Origin of the sequence: Stutzerimonas azotifigens DSM 17556, assembly GCF_000425625.1 — a bacterium.
Taxonomy (GTDB): Bacteria; Pseudomonadota; Gammaproteobacteria; order Pseudomonadales; family Pseudomonadaceae; genus Stutzerimonas; species Stutzerimonas azotifigens.
Genome location: NZ_KE384407.1, coordinates 13,976 through 38,895, shown reverse-complemented (window position 1 = coordinate 38,895; position 24,920 = coordinate 13,976). Strand labels below are relative to the sequence as shown.

Here is a 24,920-nt window from a genome sequence, read left to right as displayed (position 1 = left end):
CCGAGGCGTGCTTCCCTCACCCCTGGCCCCTCTCCCGGTGGGAGAGGGGGACAAGCAGGGATCAGCGCTGGGCGGTCGCGGTGCTGCTGTTCGGCGTCTGGCCGGACAGGCTGACCAGTACCTGGTCGAGGATCGACGAGGCGCCCCACGGCCGGGAGTGGTTGAGGATGGCCACCACCGCCCAGGTGTCGCCATTGCCGTCGCGGCTGTAGCCGGCGATGGCGCGTACGGTGTTGAGCGTCCCGGTCTTGATGTGCGCCTTGCCGGCCACCGGCGTGTTGCGCAGGCGCTTGCGCATGGTGCCGTCCACCGCCGCCAGCGGCATCGAGGAAATGAATTCCGCCGCGTAGGGGCTGCGCCATGCGGCCTGCAGCAGGGTCGCCAGTTCCCGCGCGCTGACCCGCTCGGCGCGCGACAGGCCGGAGCCGTTCTCCATGACCAGGTGCGGCGCGACTATGCCTTTCTTGGCCATCCAGTCGCGGATCACCCGCTGCGCCGCCTTGGCGTCGTCGGGATCGGCCTTGCTGCGGAATTCGGCGCCGAGGCTGAGGAACAGCTGCCGGGCCATGGTGTTGTTGCTGTACTTGTTGATGTCGCGAATGATCTCGACGAGATCCGGCGAATAGGCCCGGGCCAGCAGGCGTGCGTCCTTGTCGACGCTGCCGAGGCGGTCCTCGCCGAGGATGCTGCCACCGAGCTCCTTCCAGATCGCCCGCACGGTGCCGGCGGCGTACTGCTGGTGGTCGAGCAGCGACAGGTAAGTCTGGCCGCTGCAGCCGGCCGCCAGCTTGCCGGTCACCACCACGGTGACGCCGCCGTTCTCGGGGACCGGGTTGTAGCGCACGTCCGGCCAACCCGGGCACTTGGCGGCAGGCAGGGCCTGCACGCGGTTGTCGATCTTCACCTGCTCGATCGGCGGCTCGACGGCGATGTTCACCTTGCCGCCTTCGTTGCGGGCGATGAAGCGCAGCGCCTTGAGGTTGACCAGCAGCGAATCCGGGCCGACCAGGAAGGGCTTGTTGCGGTCGCCACCGTCGTCGTCGAACACCGGCAGGTCCGGTTTGATGAAGTGGCCGCGGTCGAGCACGAGGTCGCCGGTCACGGTCTGCACGCCGTTGGCGCGCAGATCGCGCAGCAGCAGCCAGAGCTTCTCCATGTTCAGCTTCGGATCGCCGCCGCCCTTGAGGTAGAGATTGCCCTCCAGGACGCCGTCCTTGAGCGGGCCGTCACCGTAGAACTCGGTCTTCCACTGGTGATTCGGGCCCAGCAGTTCGAGCGCGGCATAGGTGGTGACGAGCTTCATCGTCGACGCCGGGTTCACCGAGACGTCGGCATTGACGAAGGTCGGGGTGCCATGGCCGTTGAGCGGCAGCATCACCACCGAGAGCGCGTCGCTGTCGATCTTGTTGGCCTTCAGCGCCTGCTGCACGCGGGGCGGCAGGGACTGATTGGCGCCGTCGGCCAGCACAGGCATGGCCAGCGGAAGGGCGAGGGCCGCGAGGAGAAGGCGGCGGGCGAAGAGGATCATGGACGGTTGCCCCCTTCAGGGGCGGGGTGGACCGGGCAAGCGAGCGATAAATACGACATCTGAACAACCCACTGCTTGAGGGAAATTTGGCGCCATTATGCATGGGGCATGACGGCCCTGTGCCGCTATCCGACGGCCGTCCATCGGAAGCGAGGGGGCGCCGTCGGCAGGCAGGAACACAGCCGTTTGCATGTCTGCGTCACCGGCGAGCGTTAACTGATAGAGTAGCCGTTCTCATTGAATTGGAGACGAAATTCCGTGGCTATCCGCTCGAGGCGTTTGCGCAAGAAGCTCTGTGTCGACGAATTCCAGGAGCTCGGTTGCGAGCTCACCCTGACCTACCGCGAAGGGCTCGACAGCGAGGCGGTCAACGCCTGCTTCCGGGCCTTCCTCGCCGAAGCGATCGAAGGCAATGGTCTGGGCTACGTGGGGGGAGAAGACTACGGCTTCATCTGCCTGGCGCGCCGCGGCTCGGTCACCGAGGAGCAGCGCCAGCGCGTGCAGCAGTGGCTGGAAGGACGCCCGGAACTGGCCGAGTTCCAGCTCAGTCCGCTGATCGATGTGTGGTATCCGCAGACGCCTGTGCGCGCTCAGGCCTGACCGGAGAAACCGCCCCGGGCTCGGCCGGATCGGACGCCGGCTCGGGGCGGCGGGGCAGGGAGCGGCGCTCGAACCAGCGCCGCAGCCCGTACATGACGAGGGTCACCGCCAGGGCCAGGCCGACGCCCAGCAGGGCGTTGAGCAGGCGGACCTGCGGCAGGTTCCAGTCGTGGGCCAGGGTTTCGGCCAGCAGCACGAAGCAGAGCGTGGTCTGCATCACGAAGAGCCCGTAGTGGTTGGCCTGGAACGCCCGCGACAGGGTTACCAGCGGCAGCAGGATCATGGCCATCAGCGCCGGTTCGGCCAGGCTGTGGCCGGCATAGATCAATAGCACGGCGGCCAGCAGGATGGCGAAGCTCGCCTGGATGGCGCGGATCAGGCTGCGCTGCACGTCGAACTGCAGCGTGGTGAAGACCGCCAGGGTCAGCCAGTAGCCACGCGGCAAGCCGGCGAGGGTCACCAGCAGGCCGGCCGCCGAGCAGGCCAGCACGTAGGTCAGCGCATGCAGGCGCCACTGGCGGATCGGCGTGCGCCTGGCGTGCCGGCGCAGGACGCGCAGCACGCTCATCAGGCGTGGCATGTAGGGCCACATGCGCAGGCCGTGCATGCCGCGCAGGCCGAATGCGAGCAAGGTCACCCAGAGGCCGCCGAGCGCGAACAGCACGGCGATCGCCTCCGGATTGCTGAAGTTGCTGACGCCGAACTGGCCCTGCCCCAGGCACAGGCAGATCGCCAGGCCGATGCCCAGCTTGCCGGCCTCGGTGCCGTAGCGCTGCAGCCAGGCCAGCAACAGCGCGTAGAAGGCGAACAGCCCGAGGCTCGCCAGCGGGTGGGTGGCCGACCAGAAGCCGAGCGCCGTGCTCAGCGCGCCGAGGGCGATCAGCAACAGCATGCGCAGCATCCCGAGGCGGTGCAGCGGATTGGCCTTGGCCGCCTGGAACGCGCCCACGGTCGCCCAGAGGAAACCGGGGTGCCCGCTGAACAGGCCCAGCAGCAGGGGCAGGGCACAGCCGAATCCGGCCACCAGCGCCGCGCCCCACTCGGGCCGGCTCGGGTGCCAGTTCAGCAGCTGTCGCAGAAGTTTTCCCATGGGCTCAGGTCGGACTCGATCTGCCGCTCATCTCGCTGGCCATTTCCGTCGCGTAACTGTCGGTCATGCCGGCGATGAAGTCGATCGTGCGCAGGAAGGACCGGTACAGCGGCCAGGACGGGTCCGGTGCGCTGTTGCCCAGCAGATCGAGTATCCGCCGGTTCTTGAACGACAGCCCGCCGCCGCGGTGCTGCTCCAGCGCCGCCCCGCAGAAGGCCTCGAGCAGGATCTCCAGCGTCCGGTAGGCACCGATCTCGTGCAGCGTCTTGCGCTTGTCCTGGAAGATTTTCTCGCGCGCCAGGCCCTTGGCCTGGAGCACGCAGGCCTGCGCCGGGCCGTGCATGTGCTCGACCAGGTCGCCCGACAGTTCGCCGGCGAGCAGGCGGTCCTGCTGCGCGACGAAGGCATGGGCGGCGGCATTGGTCAGGTGCTCGATGGCCTTGCCGCGCAGGATCGCCAGCTTGCGCCGGCGCGAATCCCGCGGGCCGAGCTGGCGATAGGTTTCCGGCAGGTCGTCGCCGACCAGATCCAGCAGCAGCGCCTCGACCTCGGCGTAGTCCAGCAGCTCCATCTCCAGGCCGTCCTCGAGGTCGATCAGCCCGTAGCAGATGTCGTCGGCGGCTTCCATCAGGTAGACCAGCGGATGGCGCGCCCAGCGCTGCGCCTCCAGCTGCGGCAGGCCGAGGCGGCCGGCGATCTGCTCGAGCAGCGGCAGCTCGTTCTGGTAGCAGCCGAACTTGTGTTTCTTGTAGCCAAGGGCTTCGGCGTGCCGGGACGTCCAGGGGTACTTGAGGTAGGTGCCGAGCGTTGCGTAGGTCAGCCGCGTGCCGCCGTCGAACTGGTGGTATTCCAGCTGGGTCAGCACGCGGAAGCCCTGGGCGTTGCCCTCGAAATGCAGGAAGTCCTCGCGCTCGGCGTCGCTCATGTCGTCCAGCCAGCCGCGCCCGGCCGCCTGTTCGAACCAGTAGCGGATGGCGTCCTCGCCGGAGTGCCCGAACGGCGGGTTGCCGATGTCGTGGGCCAGGCAGGCCGATTGCACAATCATCCCCAGGTCGGCCGGCGTGCACCAGTCGGGCAGGTCGTCACGCAGCACCTCGCCGACGCGCATGCCGAGCGAGCGGCCTACGCAGCTGACTTCCAGCGAGTGGGTCAGACGGGTGTGGATGTGATCGTTGCTGGAGACCGGGTGGACCTGCGTCTTGCGCCCGAGCCGGCGGAAGGCTCCGGAGAAAATGATCCTGTCATGATCCTTGTGGAAGGGGCTGCGCCCGAGTTCCTCCGTGGTCGTGACGGCTTTGCCGAGCCGCTCACGCGTAAGCAGCGTGTGCCAATCCAAAGGCGGTCTTCTCCGGTAGGGTCATCGCCGCGAGCATAACCCGAGCGAGCGCGCGCCACGAGCGCCGGTTCGCAACATCGTATGGTGGCGTCAGCCGCGCTGCTTGCGCAGCTGACGTTGTGCCTGGATCACCGGATAGATCGCCAAGGCCACGCGTGCGAGCTTGCCGACCTTGCCCAGGCGCCGGCCGAACAGGGCGAGTATGACGGTCGCGGCCATCATCGCCGGGCGCTTGGCCGACCCGCCGCCGCGGGAAGCCCGCGCGGCGACCAGGCCCTTGACCTGTTGCAGCGGGTTGGACAACGGCTGGGCGTGATAGAGGATCTGCTGGCGGTGCATTTCCATGCGAAGGCGCACCAGGTCCTTGCGCAGGCCCAGTTCGGAGGAGGTGGTCAGCGGAAGACTCATGGCAGAAGGCGCTCCCGGTCACGTGCGAGTTCTTCGAGCGTCGCCTTGAACGGATCGGCGGCTTCCTTGGCCAGCTTGAATGCACGAGCAATGCAGATGGCCAGTGCAATGGCGTAGACGGCGCAGAGCAGGAGAATGGCGGCGATGCGGTGCTCGTCCCAGAAGGCGATCACCACGGCCGCGGACAGTCCGACGAGGATCAGCAGTGCCAGGATGAGGCTGATGCCGGCCAGCAGGAAGAGTCTGAAGGTGCGCGACTTCTCTTCCTTGAACTCGATGCCGAGCAGCTCCAGGTGGCCCTGCAGCAGGCCAACGAAGGCTCCCCCGAGCTTGCGGATCGTCGGTTTCGGCGCTTCGTCGCTCGGTGGCGTCTGATCCATCGAGGCCTCCTCGTTCATCAGCGGCGCGCGATCAGGCCGAGCAGGAAGCCGACGCCGGCGGCGATGCCGATCGACTGCCAGGGATGGGTGTGCACGTATTCCTCGGTGCACTGGATGGCGGCCTGGCCCTGGCTGTTCAGCGTGCCCTGGCGTTCCTTGAGCATGCTCTGCGCGCGGCTGATGTTGGCGCTGAGGCGGCTGCGCAGTTCCTGTGCCTGGGTGCCGGCGGTGTCCTGGGTGTACTTGAGCAGGCGCTCGGTGTCGCCGATCAGCGTCTGGAATTCCTGGAGCAGGGCGCCCTGCGCGGCCTGCAGGTTGCGCCGGTGGGCGTTCTTGTCGAAAAGGCTCTGCTGCCCGGAAGGCTCGGGGGCGGGCTGCTCGTTGGTCGGAGCCTCGCTGGACACCTTGTTCGTGGGTTCGAGAGTCATGCTGTCGCTCCTTCTGTCAGGTTCCGAAAGGGCCGGTCGCCCGGATGCCAGAAGTTTCGAGCCCCGCTGCGCCTCAAGGTTCCCCTGGCCGGCCGGGCATGCAGCAGGCAAAAAGAAACCCGCCGTGGCAGAGCCAGGCGGGTTTCGTGCGAGCCGAAGAACGGCGGTCGCGATTACAGCAGCGGAATGGTGTAGCTGACGATCAGGCGGTTCTGATCGATTTCACGATTGTCGCCACGGTAGGTACCGTTACGCCATTTCAGACCCAGGTTCTTGAGTGCACCAGTCTGAACGACATAGCCGATGTCGGTGTCGCGTTCCCATTCGTCGCCACCGTTGCCATTGAGGCCGGTATCCGTACCCTTGATGTAGCGGGTCATGAAGGTCAGGCCCGGGATGCCCATGGCTGCGAAGTTGTAGTCATAGCGCAGCTGCCAAGACTTTTCTTCCGGATCGGCGAAGGTAGCATCGATCATCACGTAGTTCACGAGGAAGGCATCGCCACCCGCCAGATAGGGGTAGGCGGTGTCGCCGCTAAGATCTTGGTAGGCTGCACCGAACGCATGGCCACCCAGGCTGTAGGTGAACATCGCACCGAAGGCCTTGCTGTCCACATTGCTATTGCCGTCGTCAGTGGAGTGGGCATAGCGGATGTCGCTCTTGAACGACTGCTTGTCGCCCAGCGGTAATACATGAACCAGGTTCACGATGTGCTGCTTGTAGTTGTCATGCAGCTTGCCGAAATCGTAGGAAGTGGTCAGTTGATCGTTCCACTTGTACTTCAGGCTGGCGAAGTCGAACTTGTCGGTCGGAGTAAGGCCGGTTGCGCCCGTTGCGCTGGCCATAGCTATATCTTCGTAGCTTGCATCGTTGCGCAGGCTATTGTCGGTCAGTCGGCCGGCAACGAAGGTCAGCCCCTCGATCTCTTGGGAGGTCAGCATCCCGCCGCGGAAAGTCTGCGGCAGCAGGCGCGAATCGCTAGGCAGGATAGTCGGCAACTTCGGAATCAGATCGCCAACTTTCAGGACGGTCTTGGAAACCCGCACCTTGGCGGCGCCGTTCAGGCGGCCGTATTCGTCCGGAGCGTAGCCATCGCTGCCTGCGGGCAGGAGGCCGGAACCAGTGCGGTCGGGGCTGGAATCAAGCTTGACGCCCAGCAGTCCCAGGGCATCTACACCAAAACCGATCGGGCCTTCGGTAAAGCCGGACTCGAAGTTCAGAATAAAGCCTTGAGCCCATTCATCGGACTTGGACTGACTCGCGCCCGACTGATGGTTATCGCTGTTGAAATAGAAATTACGCAGTTCCAGGCTGGCCTTGCTGTCCTCGAAGAACGCAGCTTGAGCCATGGACGGAACGGCCATGCTAGCTCCCAGTGTGGCAAGGGCTACGCCACGGGCGATCGGGGTTTTGAGCATTTCTTATGTTCTCCTGACTTTGATGATGCTCTGTTGTCGCAATTGCAGCGCGTGCGAATTAAGCATGGCGACTTGCGGGCGACAGTCAAACCTTAGTCGCCGACATGCCTACGTCAAACGTGGGGCATGCCATTCAACAAATTCGCGTTGGCTAGTTGCACTGCAAACTTCGTCCGCAGAATCCATAAGTAGCGATATGTCGCTGCCTCGGACCAGCGCTTCATTATGTGAATCGCTCCCCCGGCGCAGCAGTCCAGCCTGCGCGGGTGACGACATCCTAGCGTCTCGTTCGGCTGTCGTCGATTGGAAAAATACGTGAAGTGATTCGCTGCGGCAAATGTCACATTTGCAGGGCCGTGCCCGGCAATTCCGCGGGGTGGCGCTGATAGACTCCGCACTGTTCATCAAGCAGGGAAATCGTCGGTATGTTTCCAAAATGTCAGTTATTCGGCACTGAAGGCTGCCATTTGTGCGAGCAGGCGGAAAGCCTATTGATGCCGCTGGTTCTTCGAGGATTAAGCGTCGAGCTGATCGACATAGCGGAGAGCGAACGGCAGGTCGAGCACTACGGGCTGCGTATTCCGGTACTCAGGCGCACGGACAGCGGCGCCGAGCTCGACTGGCCATTCACGCCCGAGCGCCTTAGGGTTTTCCTGATGTAACTAAACTGTCATCGAAGCATGACGATGACGGCATATCCGCTCAGGCCGATGGCCACGAGCAGCGAGAGGATCGAGCCGGAACCCAGGGCCAGGCCGTATGGCAGGGTGTCGGCGATGCCGGACCGTCGGTACAGCGCCGCAGACAGTAGAAAGAAAAGAAGGGAAGGAAGCAGCCAGGCCATGTTGCTGTGCCGAATGACGAGGTGGGCTGCCAATAGTGGCAGAACGATGGCTCGTCTGGCCAGACGGTGATGTGCAAGGCCGTCATGCGGGCCAGTGTTGTCACTTAAGTGATGTCGGTCAGGGAGCGCCTGACTATAGGGCAGGCCTGCGGCCTGCATTCGCCGCGAGGGCGCGCCTCCCACGGGATCGGGTGGGGAGAACCGCTTTTGTGGGAGGCTATACCTCGGGGGTGGCCTGAGTGAGCAACATTGCGCCGTGCGGGCATAAAAAAAACCAGCCCTGAGGCTGGTTTTCGAGGCATTCGCAATGCCGCGGGATTTTGGTCGGAGCGACTGGATTCGAACCAGCGACCTTCTCGTCCCGAACGAGACGCGCTACCAAGCTGCGCTACGCTCCGAGTTGGCGCGCATTGTACCTAAAATCTTTTGGTACACAAGGGGTTACGCCAAGCTTTTTTTCAGCCTGGCGATTATCCCGCCGTTTCGCTCACAACTCCTCGATCTTGCGGACCTGATCCTTGTTAACACGGCCCGGCTTTCCGTCGAGCTGCTCGTATTCGTAGACGTCTTCGTCGTCGATGTACTCCGGCGTGTCCAGCGTCTGGATCTGGCGGCCGTCGTTCAGGGTCACCACGCTGGGGTTGGCGCAGGCGGTGAGGGCGCCGAACAGGGCCAGCAGCAGGGCGAGAAGGAAGGGGCGTTTCATTTTGGGCTCCGAAGCGGATGGTCACTCTCCGTGGGATGGAGCCGCTTGCCGCAAGTTCCCGACGAGGCGGGCGACAGCGCCTCGGGCGTGTTGAAGTTGGCCAGCCGCGGGTCGTCCTCTGACAGTGGCAGCGCCACCGCGCCGAGCTCGCCAAGCACCAGGCGCGGCGCGCGAACCCCGGCGGACCAGGCTGCTTCGATGGTGACGCGCAGGGCCGTGGGGATCACGCAGAACAGCGGCTCCCAGCGCTCGCCGCGGCGCGCCATGAGCGGCCGCTGGTGCCGCTGCGCTTCGGTCACCATGCGCTCGACCAGGTCGCGGTCGATCCTCGGGCAGTCGCAGGGCAGCACCAGAAGCCAGGCGTGCCGGGCGACGCTCAGCCCTGCGCGAATGCCCGCCAGCGGGCCGGGAAAGTCGGGTTCGGCATCACCCACCAGCCGGTCCCCGTATGCCCGGTAACGGTCCGGGTTGCGATTGCAGGAGACGATCAGGTCGTCCGTCAGCGGGCGTACGACCCGCTGCGCCGCTTCGATCAGCGGCCGCCCATTCCAGTCCAGCAGGCCCTTGTCGGCACCCCCCATGCGCTGGCCGCGACCGCCGGCCAGCAGCAGCACGGAAACGGGGTGTCGAAAGGGTCCAGGCATGGCGCCAGCTCCGGTAAAAGCCTGTGATATAACACCCGACCCGCCCGCTCTCAACGGAACATTGCCATGAGTCATTCGGCCGACCAGACCTTCCAGCCCCTCGCCATCGCCGTGCTCACCGTCAGCGACACGCGTACCACCGAAACCGATACCTCGGGCCAGCTGCTCGTCGACCGGTTGAGCGAGGCCGGCCACCGCCTGGCCGCGCGCGTGCTGCTCAAGGACGACCTGTACCGCATCCGTGCCCAGGTCGCCGCCTGGATCGCCGAAGAAGAGGTGCAGGTGGTGCTCATCACCGGCGGCACCGGCTTCACCGGCCGCGACAGCACGCCCGAGGCGGTCGCCTGCCTGCTGGACAAGCAGGTCGACGGGTTCGGCGAATATTTCCGGCAGATATCGGTGGCCGACATCGGCACCTCGACCATCCAGTCCCGCGCGCTGGCCGGGCTGGCCAACGGCACTCTGGTGTGCTGCCTGCCCGGTTCGACCAATGCCTGCCGCACGGCCTGGGACGGCATCCTCGAGGAGCAGCTGGACGCGCGCCACCGTCCCTGCAACTTCGTCCCGCACCTGAAGGCGGTGGCCGCCTGCGAGTCGAGGGGCTGAGCATGGCCGGCGGAGGTCTGCTGTCCGTCGAACAGGCCCTCGAGCGCTTGCTCGCCGAGGCGGATGCCAGCCCGATCGAGGGCAGCGAAACCGTCGCCCTGGGCGGGGCGGACGGGCGGGTGCTCGCCGAGCCGGTACGGGCGCCGATCGACATTCCGCCATGGCCCAACAGCGCCATGGACGGCTACGCCTTCCGCCAGGCCGATGTCACCGGCGAGCCGCTGCCGGTCAGCCAGAAGATCTTCGCCGGCATGCAGCCCGATGCGCTGCTGCCGGGCAGCCTGGCGCGCATCTTCACCGGCGCGCCGCTGCCCGAGGGCGCCGACGGGGTGGAGATGCAGGAGAACGCCGAGGTGCTGCCGGATGGCCGCGTGCGCCTGCTGCAGGCGGTGAGGGCGGGCCAGCACGTGCGGCCGCGGGGCGGCGAGGCGAGGGCGGGCGAGACGCTGCTGGAGGGCGGCACGCGGCTCGGGCCCTTCGAGATCGGCGTGGCGGCCACCGTCGGTCGCGACCGGCTGCCGGTCAGGCGGCGTCCGCGGGTGGCGGTGCTGTCCACCGGCGACGAGCTGGTCGAGCCGGGCCTGCCACTCGGGCCCGGGCAGATCTACAACAGCAACCGCGCGCTTCTCTGCGCCTGGCTGAACCGGCTTGGCTGCGAGGTGGTGGACGTCGGCGTGCTGGCCGACGACCTTGAGCGGATCCGGGCGTGCCTGGCGTCGCTTTCCGGCGTCGATCTCATCCTTTCGTCCGGCGGCGTGTCGGTGGGGGAGGCGGACTTCCTCGGCCAGGCCCTGCGCGAGGCCGGCGAGCTGACGCTCTGGAAGCTGGCGATCAAGCCGGGCAAGCCCCTGACCTGCGGACACTACCAGGGCGTGCCGGTCATCGGCCTGCCGGGCAATCCGGCCTCCGGCCTGGTGACCTTCGGCCTGCTGGCCAGGCCCTACCTGTTGCGCCGGCTCGGTGTGGCCGAGGTGGCGCCCGCAAGCTTCCAGGTACCGGCCGGATTCGACTGGCCCCGGGCCGGCAGCCGTCGCGAGTATTTGCGTGCGCGGCTGGAGGGCGGGCAGGCGCGGCTGTACGGCAACCAGAGCTCGGCGGTGTTGCGCAGCGCCGCCTGGGCCAACGGGCTGGTGGAGATACCGGAGCAGCGCACCCTGGCCGAGGGCGATGCGGTCCGCTTCCTCCCGTTTTCCGAGCTTCTGAACTAGCCGGTCGTTGAAAAGCGGCAGGCCTGCGGCCTGCATCGCCGCGAGGGCGCGCCTCCCACTGGGATGTGGTGAACGCCGCGACCCCGCCGGGAATGGCGCGGCCTCCCACGGAGGCTGGGGGGTTGGCTGTTGGTTGCTTTGTGGGAGGCCCGACCTCGGGGCGATGCTTTTGAGCGCGCTGGAGGCAGGTTTGTGGCCTGCATCGCCGCGAGGGCGCGCCTCCCACTGGGATGTGTGAATGCCGCAACCCCGTCGGGAACGGGCGTGGCCTCCACGGAGGCTGGTGGGTTGGCTGCTTTTGTGGGAGGCCCGACCTCGGGGTGATGCTTTTGAGCGCTGGAGGCAGGTCTGCAGCCTGCATCGCCGCGAGGGCGCGCCTCCCACTGGGATGTGGTGAACGCCGCGACCCCGTCGGGAACGGGCGCGGCCTCCACGGAGGCTGGTGGGTTGGCTGCTTTTGTGGGAGGCCCGACCTCGGGGCGATGCTTTTGAGCGCTGGAGGCAGGTCTGCAGCCTGCATCGCCGCGAGGGCGCGCCTCCCACTGGGATGTGGTGAACGCCGCGACCCCGTCGGGAACGGGCGCGGCCTCCACGGAGGCTGGGGTCGACGGGGCTCCGTGCGGTTACTGCACCGCCGCTGCGCACCAATCGCATTTTCGGTTGTCTACAGGTCCCATTCGGGGGCGGTGCGCGCCTGCCCGACTTCAGTGCTTCCACACAAGGAGACGGTGATGCAGGAGAGAAACGTCTGGGTCGATTACGCGAAAGCGATCGGCATCATTCTCGTCGTCTACGGCCATGTCGCCAGAGGGGTGTTCAACGCGGGGCTGCCCATGGACGAGGGGCGCTACAGGCTGGTGGACAGCATCATCTACAGCTTCCACATGCCGCTGTTCTTCTTCCTTTCCGGGCTGTTCTTCTACGACTCGCTGGTCAAGCGCGGTCGCGGCGGGCTGATCGTCAACAAGGTCGACACCATCGTCTATCCCTTCATCGTCTGGTCGCTGCTGCAGGGGCTCTTCGAGGTCGTGCTGTCGAACTACACCAACGGCCAGGTGACGCTGGCCCAGGTGTTCTCGCTGCTGTGGGAGCCGCGGGCGCAGTTCTGGTTCCTTTATGCGCTGTTCTTCGTCTTCGTGCTCTGCGCGCTGGTCTATGCGCGCGCGGACCGGCGCTTCTTCCTGCCGCTGGTGGGGGTGTTCGCCGTGCTCTACGTGTTCAAGGAACCGCTGACGGTCGACACCATCAGCCGCTTCCTGCTGGCCAACACGGTGTTCTTCGCGCTGGGCATCTGGTTCAACGAGATCAAGGCGTTCTTCCTGGCGCGCGCCGCCGAGCTGACGCTGCTGTTCGGCGCGCTCTTCGTCGTCGGCCAGTACCTGTTCCACATCACCTTCGGGCTCAACTACGAGGTCGGCGGGGTGCCCGTGCTGGCGCTGGCGACGGTGGGTATCTTCTTCACCATCGCGCTGTCGATGTGGCTCGGCCGCATGCGCCTGGACGCGCTGCTGTTCATCGGCGCCTCGTCGATGACCATCTACCTGATGCACATCCTCGCCGGCAGCGGCGTGCGGGTGATCCTCGGCAAGTTCCTCGGCATCGACTCGATCGCCGTGCACCTGATCGTCGGCACCCTTATCGGCATCGCCGGGCCGCTGATCGCACAGCTGGTCATCCAGCGCTACAACCTGTCGTTCCTGCTGTCGCCGCCCAAGCCCATGTCGGCCACCCGGCTTAGCATGCGCCGCGCCGTGGTCTAAGGCTGGCATCGCCTCCGGCCCGCCGGGCCGGGGCGCCATCCGGGCGGAAGGATCGCGCGGCATCCGCTCCTGGCCTCTGCCTGCCCAGCCCCTCGAAGCCCGGGGCGCCGGCGCGCTATGCTGCGGTCCGTTTCAACCAAGGAATCCCATGAACAGCACGCCATTCGCCGACGTCGACCTGGACGTCCGCTACCGGGCCGCGCGGCGCATCGCCGAACAGGCGGCGCAGCAGGGCCTGGCCTTCTATCGCCAGCGCGACAGCCTGGCCATCGAGCACAAGGGCGACAATCGGCAGGACGTAGTCAGCATCGCCGACCGCACCCTGGAGGACTTCATCCGTGCCGAACTGGCCGCGGCCTTTCCCGAGGATGGCTTCCTCGGCGAGGAAAGCGGCTCGGCCGATCTCGGGGCGCGCTGCGTCTGGGTGATCGACCCCATCGACGGCACCGCCTGCTTCGTCAACGGCCTGCACAGCTGGTGCGTGTCCATCGGCCTGATGGTGGACGGCCAGCCGGCGCTGGGCGTCATCGCCGACCCGAACCACGACGAGCTGTTCCATGGCTGCCGCGGCCGCGGCGCCTTCGTCAACGACCGGCCGCTGGCCGCGCACAACGCCCGCCACGTGCGCGACGGGGTGATGGGCGTGGGCACCTTCCACGAGCCGGGCAAGCAGCATTTCATCCCGTTCCTCGAGCAGTTGCTGGATGCCGGCGGGATGTTCATCCGCAACGGCTCGGGCGCGCTGATGACCGCCTACGTCGCCGCCGGACGGCTGATCGCCTATCACGAAACGCACCTGAAGAGCTGGGACTGCCTGGCCGGCGTGGTCATGGTGCTGGAAGCCGGCGGGCGGATGAACGACTTCTTCCGCGACGACGGCCTGCTGCATGGCAACCCCTACCTGGTCGCCGCGCCCGGCGTCTACGAGCAGATCGCCGGGATGATCGGGCCCTGGCTGGACAGCCCGGCAGGCACGCGCTGAGTCGAGCAGCGTTCATCGGCCCGGCCGTCGCCCGCCGCGGCATCCGGGGCCGGCTGTGCTATACCAGCCGGAAGCCGTGCACCCCGCACGGCTCAACCCGCCGACACGCGGGAAGGTCCGTCGAGCGCCCGCGCGGCCCTCGGCGGCCTCGATCCAGCGAGGAGGTCATCATGAACAGCATGCGTTGCACCCACCGCGACCACACCATCATCGCCGATGTGCTCGAGCATCCGGGCAGCCCGATGCCCTGGGCGGCCGGTTGCCGGATCATTGAGCCGTCCGGGCAGATGACCCGGCGGCTGCCGCTGCCGGTCCACCACGCCTTCATGGCCGAACTGGAACAGGCGCAGCACGCCTCCATCGCCCACGGCAAGTGGCTGGTCGACCAGGCCCTCGACCACGGCCGCGAACTCTCGTCGCGCGCCGCCTGAGGGGCCTTCCGGCGTCGGCTGCCGCCGGCGCCGGGTTCACAGGTTGCGCCAGATCAGCTGCAGCCCCGCGATCAGCATGCCCAGCCGCGCGATGCGGTAGAACCAGGTGTGGTCGATGCGCGACTGCAGCCACAGCCCGGTCCACACCCCGAGCGGCACGATGGGCGCCAGCGTCAGGCTGAGCAGCAGGTTCTCCCGGGTGAACTGCCCGAGCGCGCCGTACGGAATCAGCTTCAGCGCGTTGGTCAGCAGGAAGAAGGCGTTGATGGTGGCGATGTACTGCAGCTTCGGCAGTTGCTGCGGCAGCAGGTGCATCATCGCCGGCGGCCCGCCGGCATGGGCGACGAAGCTGGTGAAGCCGGACAGCGCCGACAGCAGGGTCCCGCGCCCGCGCTGCAGCGGCCGCGGCTTCGCCGTTCGGTTGAACAGCCCGAGCAGTACGAAGCCGACCGCGATGGTGCCCATCAGCAGGCCGATCAGGCGCTCGTCGAGCAGCCCGAAAGTGGCCGTGCCCAAGGCGATGCCGATCAGCGCGCCGGGCATCATCACCTTCAGGTTCGCCAGATCCCAGCGGCCGATATAGGCCTTCAGGCCCACCACGTCGGCCAGGCAGAGGATCGGCAGCATGATCGCTGCGGCCTGCTTCGGCGACACCGCCAGCGCCAGCAGCGGCACGGCGATACCGCCGAGCGCGCCGCCGAAGCCGCCCTTCGATAGGCCGGTAAGGAAGATCGCGGGGAGCGCGAACCAGAGGAAGTCATGCAGGGACATGGGCGTGCCGCCGACCAGGGGGCGTGCAGCTTAGCAAAGCGCAACGAATGCTCGAAGCCCGGAACCGAGCGGCGCCGATGCCTCTCTATCGTTCAGACACCTCATCAGCGAACGGCCGAACATGGCCGATGGAGTCCCCATGGATACGCAGCACAAGTCGCTCGCCACCCTGTTCGAACAGCTCGGGCTCGACGGCGACCAGGCCAGCATCGATGCCTTCATCGAGCAGCACTACCCGCTGCCGGACGACATGAAGCTCACCGAGGCGCCGTTCTGGTCGCCCGGCCAGGCCGCCATGCTGCGCGAGCACTGGGTCGCCGACGACGACTGGGAACCCTTCATCGACGAGCTCAACGTGCGCCTGCACGAGAACAAGGACGGCGCCGGCGCGGTCTGAGCCGTCTGCCGCTCATTCGGCAGAATGCTGCGCGAACAGCTGTGCCTCGGTCAGTTGTTCGGTGTCGTTGGCGAAGGCGTAGAAGGGCGGCTTCTCGTCGATGAACACTTCCTGGCGCAGCGTCCAGCCTTGCTCGTCGTCGATCAGGCCGACCGGGATGGCGTAGAGGCTGCCGTCCCTGAGGCGATAGAACAGATGGCTGCCGCACCGGTCGCAGAAGCCGCGCTCGGCCCAATCCGAAGAGGCGTAGACCCGCAGGTGTTCCTCGCCGGTGATTCGTGGCGGCACGCTCGATTCCACCGCGATCAGCGGGCCGCCGCCCCATTTGCGGCACATGCTGCAGTGGCAGGCGCCCAGGTGCAGGCTGTCCGGCTTCAGGCTGAGGCCGACCGCGCCACACAGGCAGCGGCCATGTCGTTCCCGTTCGTTCATCTCGTCGTCTCCTTCGTCACCGACCCGGGCGGGCCGTGCTGGCAGCATAGCTGGCCGGCGCGACGATGCCCGGGCGGGGCGGACGAGCGATTCGTGGTCTACAAAAAGCACGCCCCGAGGTCGGGTCTCCCACAAAGCAGGACGCCAGTCCTTGCTGGCGAACTCTCCCTCATCAGGCCCTATCGGCCACCTTCTCCCGGCGGGAGGAGGGAAAAAGCGCCGCCCGGCGCTGCCAGCGGTCACAACGTATCCCTGTAGGAGCAGGCTCTGCCTGCGACCGTAATGCCGTTCACTTAGGCAAGCTCGCCCCGAGGTCGGGCCTCCCACGAAAGCGGAGTTGCCCGCCGAGCCCTGTGGGAGGCCGCGCCGGTTCCCGACGGGCTTGCGGCATCCACCACATCCCTGTGAGAGGCGCGCCCTCGCGGCGATGCAGGCCGTAGGCCTGCCCGAGGCCAAGGGTCTATCACTTAAGTGAACAGCATTGTGCCTGCGACCGGTCCTGCAGCATGCTGCGCCCGACAACCAGGGAGCTCGTTGGGCTTCGCTGTGCTCAACCCAACCTACGTTGCTCGCCCCAACCCATGCGGCTCACAGCACCTCGGTGGTCACCCGGTTGCGCCCGTCGCGCTTGGCCGCGTACAGGCAGCGGTCGGCTACGCCGACCAGTTCCGCGGCTAGCCCGCCGGTGCCGGCGCGTGCGCTGCTGCGGCCGTCGAAGGTGGCGATGCCGATGCTTGCGGTGATCTGCCCGGTCGGCGCCAGCTCGTGCGGCAGGCCGGCTGCCTGCAGCTGGGTGCGCAGGCGTTCGGCCACCTGTCCGGCGGCGAGGGCGTCGGTGTGCGGCAGGATGACGGCGAACTCCTCGCCGCCGTAACGGCAGGGCAGGTCGGCCGGGCGGAAGATCCCCTCGCGCAGCAGCCTGGCCAGCGCCCGCAGGCATTCGTCGCCGGCCTGGTGGCCATAGTGGTCGTTGTAGGTCTTGAAGAAGTCCACATCGAGCATCAGCAGCGACAGCGGCAGGCGCTCGCGCACCGCCCGCGCGACCTCCACCAGCAGCGTCTCGTCGAAGCGGCGGCGGTTGGGCAGTCCGGTGAGGTAGTCGGTTTCGGCCAGTTCGCTGAGCTGCGCATTGGCGTTTGCCAGTCGGGCATTGGCCTCGGCCAGTTGCAGGCGCACCCGCTGCAGCTCGGTGACGTCGGTAAGCGCCAGGGTCATTCCGATCAGCGTGCCGTCGAGGTTGCGCACCGCCTGCGCGGTGACCTGGTAGCTGCGCCCGACCTTCGTCAGCTCCCGCCCTGGGACCTCTTCGCCGGCCTCCAGGCGGGCGAACATGGCGATCACGTCCAGCTGTTCCGGCGGCAGGTAGCGGGCGACCGTGTGGCCGGTCACGGGTTGCCCTTCGGTGCCGAGCAGCCGCGCCAGGGCATGGTTGGCGTTGACCAGGCGCCCCTCGCGATCCACCAGCCCGAGCGCCACCGGGGCGGCGGCATAGAGCGCTTCCAGCTGCACCAGGCGCGGGTTCAGCGGGCCGATGGCCGGGGTGATGTCGCGGTCGATGCCGCGGTAGCCGATGAAGGTGCCGTCCTCGGCGAACAGCGGGATGCCGCTGGTCTCCAGCACCACCATGCGCCCGTCGGCGCGCAGGTTGCGGTTGATCAGCCCGGAGAAGGGGCGCTGCTCGGCGACGATGAGCGCGAACTCGGCGCCGACGCGTTCGGCTTCGTCCGGCGGCATGAAGTCGAAGGGCGTGCGGCCCAGCATCTCTTCCGGGGAGTAGCCGAGCATCTGCTGGCTGTGCCCGGAGCAGAAGGTGTAGCGACCCTGCGCGTCGACCTCCCAGAGCCAGTCGGAGTTGTGCGCGATGATCTCGCGCAGGCGCTGGATTTCCCGGCGATCGGAATCGGGCGTGTCGTCGTTGGCGGTCATGGGCGATCGGCTGGGGAGCGGGGCCGGCGGAGCGAGTCGGCGAGGCGGCAGGACTCTAATCGACCCTGTCTGTCAAGGCAATGTGCCATTGCCGGACATGTCGCCTGAACTGACGTGTACGAGAACCGGGCGGGCCGCCCCGGCGATTCGTGGATGCCCCGTTGCATCTGGCTTGCCTCCGATAGGGCGGCCGTTGTGCGCGGCGGTGATGGCGCGGCGCCGCCGCGTCGGCGTGCTCGAACCAAACTGAACGCAGCAGGCGCCTGTAGTTCCCCATCGTCGTGCATGCAGCTTGCCAGAGCGAACGCTTGCGCGTACCGGGAGTCGCAAAAGATACAGTTGGCCCGACGGGCGGGCCGCTCGTCCGGGCAGGGATGCGTGACAGGAGAACAGGCCATGCAGCCAGCTCGTCATCCAGATTCATGCCTCACCCGCTGGCGCCGTGCGTGCGGCGTCGCCTTGATCGCCCTTGGCTCGCTCGCGCTGACGGCCTGCGGCGAAGAAGAAAGCCCGCCCGGGGGCTCGGCGCAGCAGTCGGCGGGGTCGGGCACCGAGGTGGCCGCCGATGCCCGGAACGCGGCCGATGCCGGCGCCTCGCAGGAGGCTGCCGCCGGCCTGAAACACCCGAGCGAGTACCTGCGCGTCACCTCCTATCCCGGCGGACTGACCGGCGCCGACCTGGAGCCCTGGACCGAGGGTGCGCCGGAAGTCGAGCAGATCGAGGTCCCGTCCTCCGCCGACGGCAGCGCACAGAAGGCGCTGTACTACGATTCCGGCTCCGAGCAGGAAAAGCCGCTGCTGCTGGTGCTGCACAGCTGGAGCACCAACTACCTGCAGAACATCGACATTCCCATCGCCCAGTTCGCCGTGGCCAACGACTGGGTGTTCATGCACCCGGACTTCCGCGGGCAGAACGACGGGCGCCCCGAATCCACCGGTTCGAAGCTGGCGATCTCCGACATGGAGGACGCCCTCGACTACGCCCGCGAACATGCCAACATCGACGAATCGCGCATCTACCTGCTCGGCTATTCCGGCGGCGCGATGAATGCGTTGCACCTGGCCAGCCGTCACCCCGACGTGTTCGCCGGCGTGTCGATCTGGGTGCCGGTCTACGACCTGGTCAGTTGGCACGCCTGGAACGAAGCCCAGCAGGCCAAGTACGCCGGCGAAATCGCCGAAGCCTGCGGCGGCGCACCGGAGGAGGGCAGCGAGGCCTACGACGCCTGCGTCGAGCGCAGCCCGCGGACATACGTGCCGGATGCCGCCGGCAAGCTGCGCATCCTCATCGCCCACGGCATCGGCGACCAGACGGTGCCGCCGGACCAGGCGCTGCACGTGTTCAACGACCTGGCCGAGGAAGAAGACCGCATCCCGCAGGAGCAGATCGACCAGGTGCTCGAAACGCGCGAGATTCCGCCGGCGCTGAGCGAGCGCTCGACGCACGACCGCTACCAGTTCCCGCGTTTCGCCGAGGCGGACGCCGACATCCTGCTCCACCTGCAATCCGGCCCGGCCGAGCTGGTGTTGTTCGACGGCGAACACGACATGCTCTATCGCCCGGGCCTGGACTGGCTCGCTGAGCAACACCGCTGACCCGAGGGAGGAAACCGTCGCCGATGTCTGCCGCTGTTCCCACCGTACCGGCGCGAGCGCTGCTCGCGCGCTGCACCCTTGTCGCGGGGCTGGCGTTGCCGGCCCTGTCCCCGGCCCAGGACTGGGCCACCGTCCCCGGGCCGCTGAAGGGCGAGCCGCACATCATTGGCAAGCACGGCGCCGGTTGCCTCATCGGCGCCCAGGCCTTGCCGCCGGACGGCCCCGGCTACCAGGCGATCGAGCTGGAGCGCGAGCGCTACTACGGCCATCCGGAGCTCGTCGACTACCTGCTGGCGCTCGGCCAGCGGCTGGCCGACGCGGGCATCGGGCCGATGCTGGTCGGCGACCTGGCGCAGCCGCGCGGCGGGCCCATGTCCTCTGGCCACGTCAGTCACCAGACAGGGCTCGACGTGGACATCTGGTTCCGCCTCGACCTGCCGCCGCTGCCGCGGGACCAGCGTCGGGACCTGGAGCAGCCGATCCTGGTCGACGAGCGCAGCGGCAAGCTGGACGAGCGCTGGACCGACGCCCATGCCGAACTCGTCCGCCAGGCCGCCAACGATCCGCGGGTGGCGCGCATCTTCGTCGACGGCGCGATCAAGCGCGACCTCTGCGAGCGCCAGTGGGAAGACCGCTCCTGGCTGCGCCGCATCCGCCCCTGGCCGGCGCACGACGAGCACCTGCATGTGCGCCTCCGATGCCCGGAGGGGCAGGTCAACTGCGTCGACCAGCCGGAGCCGCCGGCGGGCGACGGCTGCCAGGCGATCCTCCCGACGCCGCGGCCGGAAATCGAGGCGCGCCCGATACGGCGGTTGCCGGCAGCCTGCGACGCGGTGCTGGAACAGTGAGCGCGGCGAGAGGGGGACGGGCATGGCGTCGCGCGGCCCGCTGATCCAGCTGGGCTGCGCCGGCTGGAGCCTGCCGCGCGAGTACTGGCCGGCGTTCCCCGCCGAGGGCACGCACCTGGCGCGCTATGCCGCGCGCCTGCCGGCAGTGGAGATCAACAGCAGCTTCTATCGCCCGCACCGTCCGGAGACCTACCGCAGGTGGGCCGAGAGCGTGCCGGAGGGCTTTCGCTTCTGCGTCAAGGTACCCAAGGCGATCACTCACGAGGCGCGGCTGAGGGACTGCGGGGTGGCGCTCGATGCGTTCCTGGCGCAGTGCACCGGGCTTGGCGACAAGCTCGGCTGCCTGCTGGTGCAGCTGCCGCCCTCGCTGGGGTTCGAGGCGGCGACCGCCGAGGCCTTCTTCGCCAGCCTGCGCGAGCGCTACGCGGGGGCGCTGGCGTTCGAGCCACGACATGCCAGCTGGGCCGATGCCGGCGAGCTGCTGGAGCGGTGCCGCGTCGCCCGGGTGGCGGCCGATCCGACGCCGGTGCCGGGCTGGGATGCGCCGGGCGGCTGGACAGGCCTGCGCTATTACCGGCTGCACGGTTCGCCGCGCATCTACTACTCGCGTTACGGGATGGACTGGCTACAGGCGCTGGCGCAGCGGCTGGTCGCGGCGGCGCAGGAAGGGGTGGAGAGCTGGTGCATCTTCGACAACACCGCCAGCGGTGCGGCCACGGCCAACGTGCTGGAGATGCGGGACCTGCTGGCAGGCGCCCCGGCGTTGCACCGGGGCGCGCGCTGATCAGTCCTGACGGCTGGTGACTTCCACCAGGTGATAGCCGAACTGGGTCTTCACCGGGCCCTGCACCTCGCCGACCGGCGCGCTGAATACCACGGTGTCGAATTCCTTGACCATCTGGCCGGGGCCGAAGGTGCCCAGGTTGCCGCCGTCGCGGCTGGACGGGCAACTGGAGTTTTCCTTCGCCACCTGGGCGAAGTCGGCGCCGCCTTCGATGGCGGCCTTCAGTTCGTTGCACTTGGCTTCGCTGGAAACCAGGATGTGGCGGGCGGTTGCACGGGGCATGGGGCGGTCCTCTGTGAGTGGAGGCGGGAGGGTAACGGAATCGTCGGGCGTTTCAAGCGCCGCGCCGACGTAGGGTGGAAAACTCGCACAGCGATTTTCCACCGATAAGCACCCGTTGGTGGAAAAGGCTGCGCCGTTTTCCACCCTACGGGCCCGCCTCGGGCCAGATCGCCCCGAGGTCGGGCCTCCCACGAAAGCAAGCGGCCCTGTGGGAGGCGCGCCCGTTCCCGACGGGCTTGCGGCATTCACCACATCCTTGTGGATTGCGCGCCCTCGCGGCGATCGTGGGTGTCCACCGGATGAGTCACTGTTCCGGCCGATCCGGCTCGCCGATTTCCGGCGCGGTGTTCGCCGGCACGGATGGCGGGACCGGTTCGGTGGGTTCATCGTCGGCGCCCTCGGGCGACACCACCTCACGGTCGATCGAGGCGGGCGTGTCCTTCGGCATTTCGGCTTCGCCGCCGTCGCAGGCGGTCAGGCCGACCAGGCAGAGGCCGAACAGGCAGGCGCCGAAGGCACGGCGCCAGGTGGAATCGAAGGCTTACTGCATGGAGGGGACTCCCAACCAAGGCGCTCCCTGCCAGTCGACGGCCCTCCCAGGGCCGCGCGGTTACTGTTTGCGACTACGCGAACCGCCGTGGCGTTCCGCTGAAAGGCGTCAGCGGCGCGGCTGCTCGCGCCAACAGGCCTCGCACAGGCGGAACTGCTGGCTGAGCAGCGGCATCGGCTTGCCGCACTGCGCGCAGCTGCGGGTGTCGCCGCCGGCGATGCGACGGTGGTCCGAGCGCCGCGGCTTACGCCGGCGCGACAGCTCGCGGGTGATGGCGTCGTTGAGCAGCCGGCGGTGTTCCTCGCCGCGTTCCACGTGCGGGAAGCGCTCGGGCAGGGCGCGCGCCAGATGCAGGTAGGTCTCGATGACGTGCAGCGAACTCTCCAGGGTCGCCAGGTCCGCGTCGATATACAGCCGCGGGATGTCCACCGCCTGGCCGGCAGCGACCCGCTGCAGCCACTTCTGCGCGAAGCCGGCGGCCGGGCTGTCGAGGCCGCCGCGGATCGGCGTGCAGGCGAACACCCAGCGCAGCCACAGCGGGATGTCCGGGTCGTCGATCAGCCTGATCCAGTCCGCCAGCTCGTCCGGCAGCACCGAGACGAAGGCCTCGCCGTAGTTGATGTTGCGGTTGAAGGTCAGCCAGGCGCGCAGCAGGCTGGGCTCTTCCATCAGTTCGGAGATGGCGGTCAGGTGCTCGATCGACGGGCGCACCTGGAACTGCGACAGGTCCAGCGGCTGGTCGGGGCTGTTGAACAGGCGCTTGATGGTCTTCAGCACGCCCGGGTCGAGCGCGCCGATCACGCCCTCGTCGTGGTGGCCGAAGCGCCCGGCGCGGCCGCCGATCTGCTTGACCTCCTGCACGTTGAGCTGGCGGTTCTGGATGCCGTCGAACTTCTCGTCGGTGTAGAAGCATAGGGTGTGCGCCGGCAGGTTCAGGCCCATGCCCACCGCGTCGGTGGCGACCATGATGTCCGCCTCGCCCTCGCGGAAACGTCGCGCCTGTTCCCGCCGCACCTCGGGCGAGAGCGCGCCATAGACCACCGATACCGACTTGCCGGTCATCTCGATCAGTGCCTTGAGCTCGAGCACCGTCTTGCGGCTGAAGGCCACCAGCATCGAGCCGGGTTCGAGGTTGCGCAGCGTGGTCGAGTGCCGTGCCACCTCGACCGGCGACAGGCGCTTGGTGCGCTTGACCACCAGGCGGTCCTCGCAGAGCTCGGCGAGCGTCTTGAGCGACGGCTCGATCAGCGCCGGGCCGGTCATGATCAACTCCGGGGTATAGGCGCTGACCAAGGCATCGACCCAGGCCCAGCCGCGCTGCGGGTCGGCGAGCATCTGCACCTCGTCGACCACCACCACGTCCCAGTGCCGGTGACGGAAGCGGGCGAACTCCTCGACCGTGCAGCAGAAGTGCGTGGCGCCCTCGCGAATGATCTGTTCCTCGCCGGTGACCAGCGAGCAGGGCGTGCCGCCGGCCTCGATGCGCTCCTGGTTCTCCAGTGCCATCAGCCGCAACGGCGAGAGATAGATACCGTGGGTGGCGGCGGTCATCGCCTCGATCGACTGGTGCGTCTTGCCGCTGTTGGTCGGGCCGAGCAGGGCGGTCCATTTGCGCGTCAGGCGCCGGGCCGGATACAGCTTGTGGTAGTGGACGAAGCGCGGGTTGTTCTCCAGCAGCACGGCGAAGGCCATCTTCTCGCGGTGGTCGCGGATGGCGGCGCGCAGGGCCCGGCGCATCTTGCCCGGCTCGAGCATGAAGAGTTCGGTCAGGCGCTTCTGTCCGAGCTGGTTGAGGTCGAAGTCCTCGGCTTCCTCGATCAACTGGGCGAACTTGTCCTCGATGGCCTGGCGGTCGGCTTCCTGCTGTTCGCGCACGTCCTCGTCGGTGAGCACGCGGCCCTGGCCGGCCGGGATGCGCCGCTGCACGTCCAGTGCGATGTCGCCGTGGCGCAGTTCGACTACGTAGCGCAGGTCATGGCGCACCTCGTTGAGCGTTTCCACCGCCCGCGGCAGGAACTCGTCGACCCGCGCCAGTTCCGGGCGCATGCGTTCCAGCGCGCCGGTGCGGGCCTCGGCGCTCATGCTGGCGAAGGGCTTTTCCAGCACCTGCAGGCGCCCGCGCACCCAGCGCTGGACGGCCTGGCACACGTGCGCCTCGAAAGCGGCGGGCGAGTCGCTGTCGGCGAGGCGCAGCGCCCATTCCGGCTCCAGCAAGTGCTGCGGTGAGCCGCAGTCGAGCGCCTTTGGCGCGCCGAACAGGTCGATGGTGCAGGAATAGTGGCTGCGGTCATGGGCCAGCACCCGGGCGATCAGGCTGGCCGGGTCGGGCTTGTCCAGCACCTGCCGCACCGCCGGCTCCTCGAGCCCCAGCCAGAAGGCCTTGGCCGCGCGGCCGAAATCGGGATAGGGGTAGCCGACGTAGGGGTTGAACCACTGCTCCTGGTGATTCTTCTTCGGCTCGAAATCCGGGTGGGTCGCGCCGGCCCAGGCAAGGAAACGCTTGAGTCGTTCGAGCCGAATGGTCTTGCGCTGCTGGTGTTGGCCCTTCGGCATGATCGACCCCTCGCTGATCACTGACAGGTAACACATGAGACCGGAGGAAGGGGGAGAGGATCAACCGTCCGTGACCGTAGGCCGGAGCGAAGCGAAGCCTAACAGCGGCGGGCCTGCGGCCCGCATCGCCGCGGGGGCGCGCCTCCCACAGGGCGCGGTGGCCGGTGTCTGCTGGTGTGGGAGGCCCGACCTCGGGGCGATGCTTTTCGTCGAAGCGTAGGGTGGATGACGGCGCAGCCTCATCCACGCGTCGGGTCGGGCCCAATGCCTGCGCCGACCGGCCGTGGCCATGCCGCACCGGTCCGCGTGGAAAACGCTGCGCGGTTTTCCACCCTACGTGCTTTTGTGGGACTCGACCTCGGGTGATGCTCTTGGGTTTTGGCAGGCCTGCGGCCTGCATCGCCGCGAGGGC

At 67.7% G+C, this 24,920-nt stretch carries 27 protein-coding genes and 1 tRNA gene; 11 read left to right on the top strand and 17 right to left on the bottom strand.

Annotated features, from left to right (window positions below; translation table 11 throughout):
- Positions 1-61: 61 nt before the first annotated feature.
- Complete coding sequence (dacB, locus tag H610_RS0108720) at positions 62-1,528, bottom strand: D-alanyl-D-alanine carboxypeptidase/D-alanyl-D-alanine endopeptidase (RefSeq protein ID WP_028239295.1); 1,467 nt, start codon at positions 1,526-1,528, stop codon at positions 62-64.
- Between the two features lie 258 nt (positions 1,529-1,786).
- On the opposite strand from dacB, the gene H610_RS0108715 reads away from it, so the two are divergent.
- On the top strand, positions 1,787-2,128 hold the full coding sequence (locus H610_RS0108715; RefSeq protein WP_043238129.1) for a YggL 50S ribosome-binding family protein: 342 nt from the start codon (positions 1,787-1,789) through the stop codon (positions 2,126-2,128).
- Here the strand turns inward: H610_RS0108715 and H610_RS23620 are convergent.
- From H610_RS23620 to H610_RS0108685, 6 genes are all read right to left on the bottom strand, one after another.
- Complete coding sequence (locus H610_RS23620) at positions 2,073-3,218, bottom strand: FUSC family protein (RefSeq protein ID WP_084166416.1); 1,146 nt, start codon at positions 3,216-3,218, stop codon at positions 2,073-2,075. The two genes, H610_RS0108715 and H610_RS23620, sit on opposite strands and share 56 nt — an antisense overlap.
- 4 nt (positions 3,219-3,222) lie before the next feature.
- Complete coding sequence (locus tag H610_RS0108705; protein WP_028239293.1) at positions 3,223-4,554, bottom strand: deoxyguanosinetriphosphate triphosphohydrolase; 1,332 nt, start codon at positions 4,552-4,554, stop codon at positions 3,223-3,225.
- Between the two features lie 90 nt (positions 4,555-4,644).
- The gene (locus H610_RS0108700; protein ID WP_028239292.1) at positions 4,645-4,962 is read right to left on the bottom strand and encodes a hypothetical protein; all 318 of its coding nucleotides are present in this window, start codon (positions 4,960-4,962) and stop codon (positions 4,645-4,647) included.
- Complete coding sequence (locus H610_RS0108695) at positions 4,959-5,342, bottom strand: phage holin family protein (protein ID WP_028239291.1); 384 nt, start codon at positions 5,340-5,342, stop codon at positions 4,959-4,961. The genes H610_RS0108700 and H610_RS0108695 overlap by 4 nt, the downstream gene beginning before the upstream one ends.
- Positions 5,343-5,359: 17 nt before the next feature.
- Positions 5,360-5,770, bottom strand: a complete 411-nt coding sequence (locus H610_RS0108690) for a DUF883 family protein (protein WP_028239290.1) — start codon at positions 5,768-5,770, stop codon at positions 5,360-5,362.
- 173 nt (positions 5,771-5,943) lie between these two features.
- Positions 5,944-7,188, bottom strand: coding sequence for an OprD family porin (locus H610_RS0108685; RefSeq protein ID WP_028239289.1), 1,245 nt, complete (start codon positions 7,186-7,188; stop codon positions 5,944-5,946).
- A gap of 425 nt (positions 7,189-7,613) precedes the next feature.
- On the opposite strand from H610_RS0108685, the gene H610_RS0108680 reads away from it, so the two are divergent.
- Complete coding sequence (locus H610_RS0108680) at positions 7,614-7,850, top strand: glutaredoxin family protein (protein ID WP_028239288.1); 237 nt, start codon at positions 7,614-7,616, stop codon at positions 7,848-7,850.
- Between the two features lie 8 nt (positions 7,851-7,858).
- Here the strand turns inward: H610_RS0108680 and H610_RS25680 are convergent, their stop codons facing one another.
- The 4 genes from H610_RS25680 to mobA form a co-directional block, all read right to left on the bottom strand.
- On the bottom strand, positions 7,859-8,032 hold the full coding sequence (locus H610_RS25680; RefSeq protein WP_161630460.1) for a hypothetical protein: 174 nt from the start codon (positions 8,030-8,032) through the stop codon (positions 7,859-7,861).
- A 321-nt stretch (positions 8,033-8,353) separates the two neighbouring features.
- A tRNA-Pro gene (locus tag H610_RS0108670) sits at positions 8,354-8,430 on the bottom strand.
- Positions 8,431-8,519: 89 nt separating this feature from the next.
- Positions 8,520-8,738 carry a YgdI/YgdR family lipoprotein gene (locus H610_RS0108665; RefSeq protein WP_028239286.1) on the bottom strand — a complete coding sequence of 73 codons (219 nt, stop codon included), beginning with the start codon at positions 8,736-8,738 and terminating at the stop codon, positions 8,520-8,522.
- The gene (gene mobA, locus H610_RS23615) at positions 8,735-9,382 is read right to left on the bottom strand and encodes a molybdenum cofactor guanylyltransferase MobA (protein ID WP_084166415.1); all 648 of its coding nucleotides are present in this window, start codon (positions 9,380-9,382) and stop codon (positions 8,735-8,737) included. Before mobA ends, H610_RS0108665 begins: the two co-directional genes overlap by 4 nt.
- Positions 9,383-9,448: 66 nt before the next feature.
- On the opposite strand from mobA, the gene moaB reads away from it, so the two are divergent.
- The 5 genes from moaB (at position 9,449) to H610_RS0108635 (ending at position 14,369) form a co-directional block, all read left to right on the top strand.
- Positions 9,449-9,988, top strand: a complete 540-nt coding sequence (gene moaB, locus H610_RS0108655; RefSeq protein ID WP_028239285.1) for a molybdenum cofactor biosynthesis protein B — start codon at positions 9,449-9,451, stop codon at positions 9,986-9,988.
- A 2-nt stretch (positions 9,989-9,990) separates the two neighbouring features.
- Entirely contained in the window at positions 9,991-11,196 is a 1,206-nt protein-coding gene (locus H610_RS0108650; protein WP_028239284.1) for a molybdopterin molybdotransferase MoeA, read from the top strand.
- A 731-nt stretch (positions 11,197-11,927) separates the two neighbouring features.
- Positions 11,928-12,956 (top strand): acyltransferase family protein, encoded by a 1,029-nt coding sequence (locus H610_RS0108645; RefSeq protein WP_028239283.1) that lies wholly within the window; start codon positions 11,928-11,930, stop codon positions 12,954-12,956.
- A 148-nt stretch (positions 12,957-13,104) separates the two neighbouring features.
- The gene (locus H610_RS0108640) at positions 13,105-13,938 is read left to right on the top strand and encodes an inositol monophosphatase family protein (protein WP_028239282.1); all 834 of its coding nucleotides are present in this window, start codon (positions 13,105-13,107) and stop codon (positions 13,936-13,938) included.
- Positions 13,939-14,108: 170 nt separating this feature from the next.
- The gene (locus tag H610_RS0108635) at positions 14,109-14,369 is read left to right on the top strand and encodes a hypothetical protein (RefSeq protein ID WP_028239281.1); all 261 of its coding nucleotides are present in this window, start codon (positions 14,109-14,111) and stop codon (positions 14,367-14,369) included.
- Positions 14,370-14,405: 36 nt separating this feature from the next.
- Here the strand turns inward: H610_RS0108635 and H610_RS0108630 are convergent, their stop codons facing one another.
- Positions 14,406-15,140: a sulfite exporter TauE/SafE family protein gene (locus tag H610_RS0108630; protein WP_028239280.1), complete on the bottom strand. Its 735-nt coding sequence runs from the start codon at positions 15,138-15,140 to the stop codon at positions 14,406-14,408.
- 139 nt (positions 15,141-15,279) lie between these two features.
- Here H610_RS0108630 and H610_RS0108625 point away from each other — a divergent pair, with 139 nt between their 5' ends.
- Entirely contained in the window at positions 15,280-15,537 is a 258-nt protein-coding gene (locus H610_RS0108625) for a DUF2789 domain-containing protein (RefSeq protein ID WP_028239279.1), read from the top strand.
- A gap of 12 nt (positions 15,538-15,549) precedes the next feature.
- Here H610_RS0108625 and H610_RS0108620 read toward each other — a convergent pair whose 3' ends face one another.
- Together H610_RS0108620 and H610_RS0108615 are read right to left on the bottom strand one after the other, a co-directional pair.
- Positions 15,550-15,969 (bottom strand): GFA family protein, encoded by a 420-nt coding sequence (locus H610_RS0108620; RefSeq protein ID WP_028239278.1) that lies wholly within the window; start codon positions 15,967-15,969, stop codon positions 15,550-15,552.
- Between the two features lie 588 nt (positions 15,970-16,557).
- Entirely contained in the window at positions 16,558-17,895 is a 1,338-nt protein-coding gene (locus H610_RS0108615) for a sensor domain-containing diguanylate cyclase (protein WP_051231622.1), read from the bottom strand.
- A gap of 459 nt (positions 17,896-18,354) precedes the next feature.
- Between H610_RS0108615 and H610_RS23610 the strand changes: the two genes are divergently transcribed.
- From H610_RS23610 to H610_RS0108600, 3 genes are read left to right on the top strand one after another with little or no spacing between them, the layout of a single operon-like run.
- Entirely contained in the window at positions 18,355-19,491 is a 1,137-nt protein-coding gene (locus tag H610_RS23610) for an alpha/beta hydrolase family protein (RefSeq protein ID WP_051231620.1), read from the top strand.
- A 23-nt stretch (positions 19,492-19,514) separates the two neighbouring features.
- Complete coding sequence (mepA, locus tag H610_RS0108605; protein ID WP_028239276.1) at positions 19,515-20,339, top strand: penicillin-insensitive murein endopeptidase; 825 nt, start codon at positions 19,515-19,517, stop codon at positions 20,337-20,339.
- Positions 20,340-20,361: 22 nt separating this feature from the next.
- On the top strand, positions 20,362-21,123 hold the full coding sequence (locus H610_RS0108600; RefSeq protein WP_028239275.1) for a DUF72 domain-containing protein: 762 nt from the start codon (positions 20,362-20,364) through the stop codon (positions 21,121-21,123).
- Here the strand turns inward: H610_RS0108600 and H610_RS0108595 are convergent, their stop codons facing one another.
- From H610_RS0108595 to H610_RS0108585, 3 genes are all read right to left on the bottom strand, one after another.
- Positions 21,124-21,405, bottom strand: coding sequence for a peptidylprolyl isomerase (locus tag H610_RS0108595; protein WP_028239274.1), 282 nt, complete (start codon positions 21,403-21,405; stop codon positions 21,124-21,126). It lies immediately after the preceding gene.
- A gap of 304 nt (positions 21,406-21,709) precedes the next feature.
- A complete protein-coding gene (locus H610_RS25675; protein WP_161630459.1) occupies positions 21,710-21,853 on the bottom strand; it encodes a hypothetical protein in 144 nt (47 codons plus the stop codon).
- Positions 21,854-22,063: 210 nt separating this feature from the next.
- On the bottom strand, positions 22,064-24,508 hold the full coding sequence (locus H610_RS0108585; protein WP_028239273.1) for a helicase-related protein: 2,445 nt from the start codon (positions 24,506-24,508) through the stop codon (positions 22,064-22,066).
- Positions 24,509-24,920 lie beyond the last annotated feature (412 nt).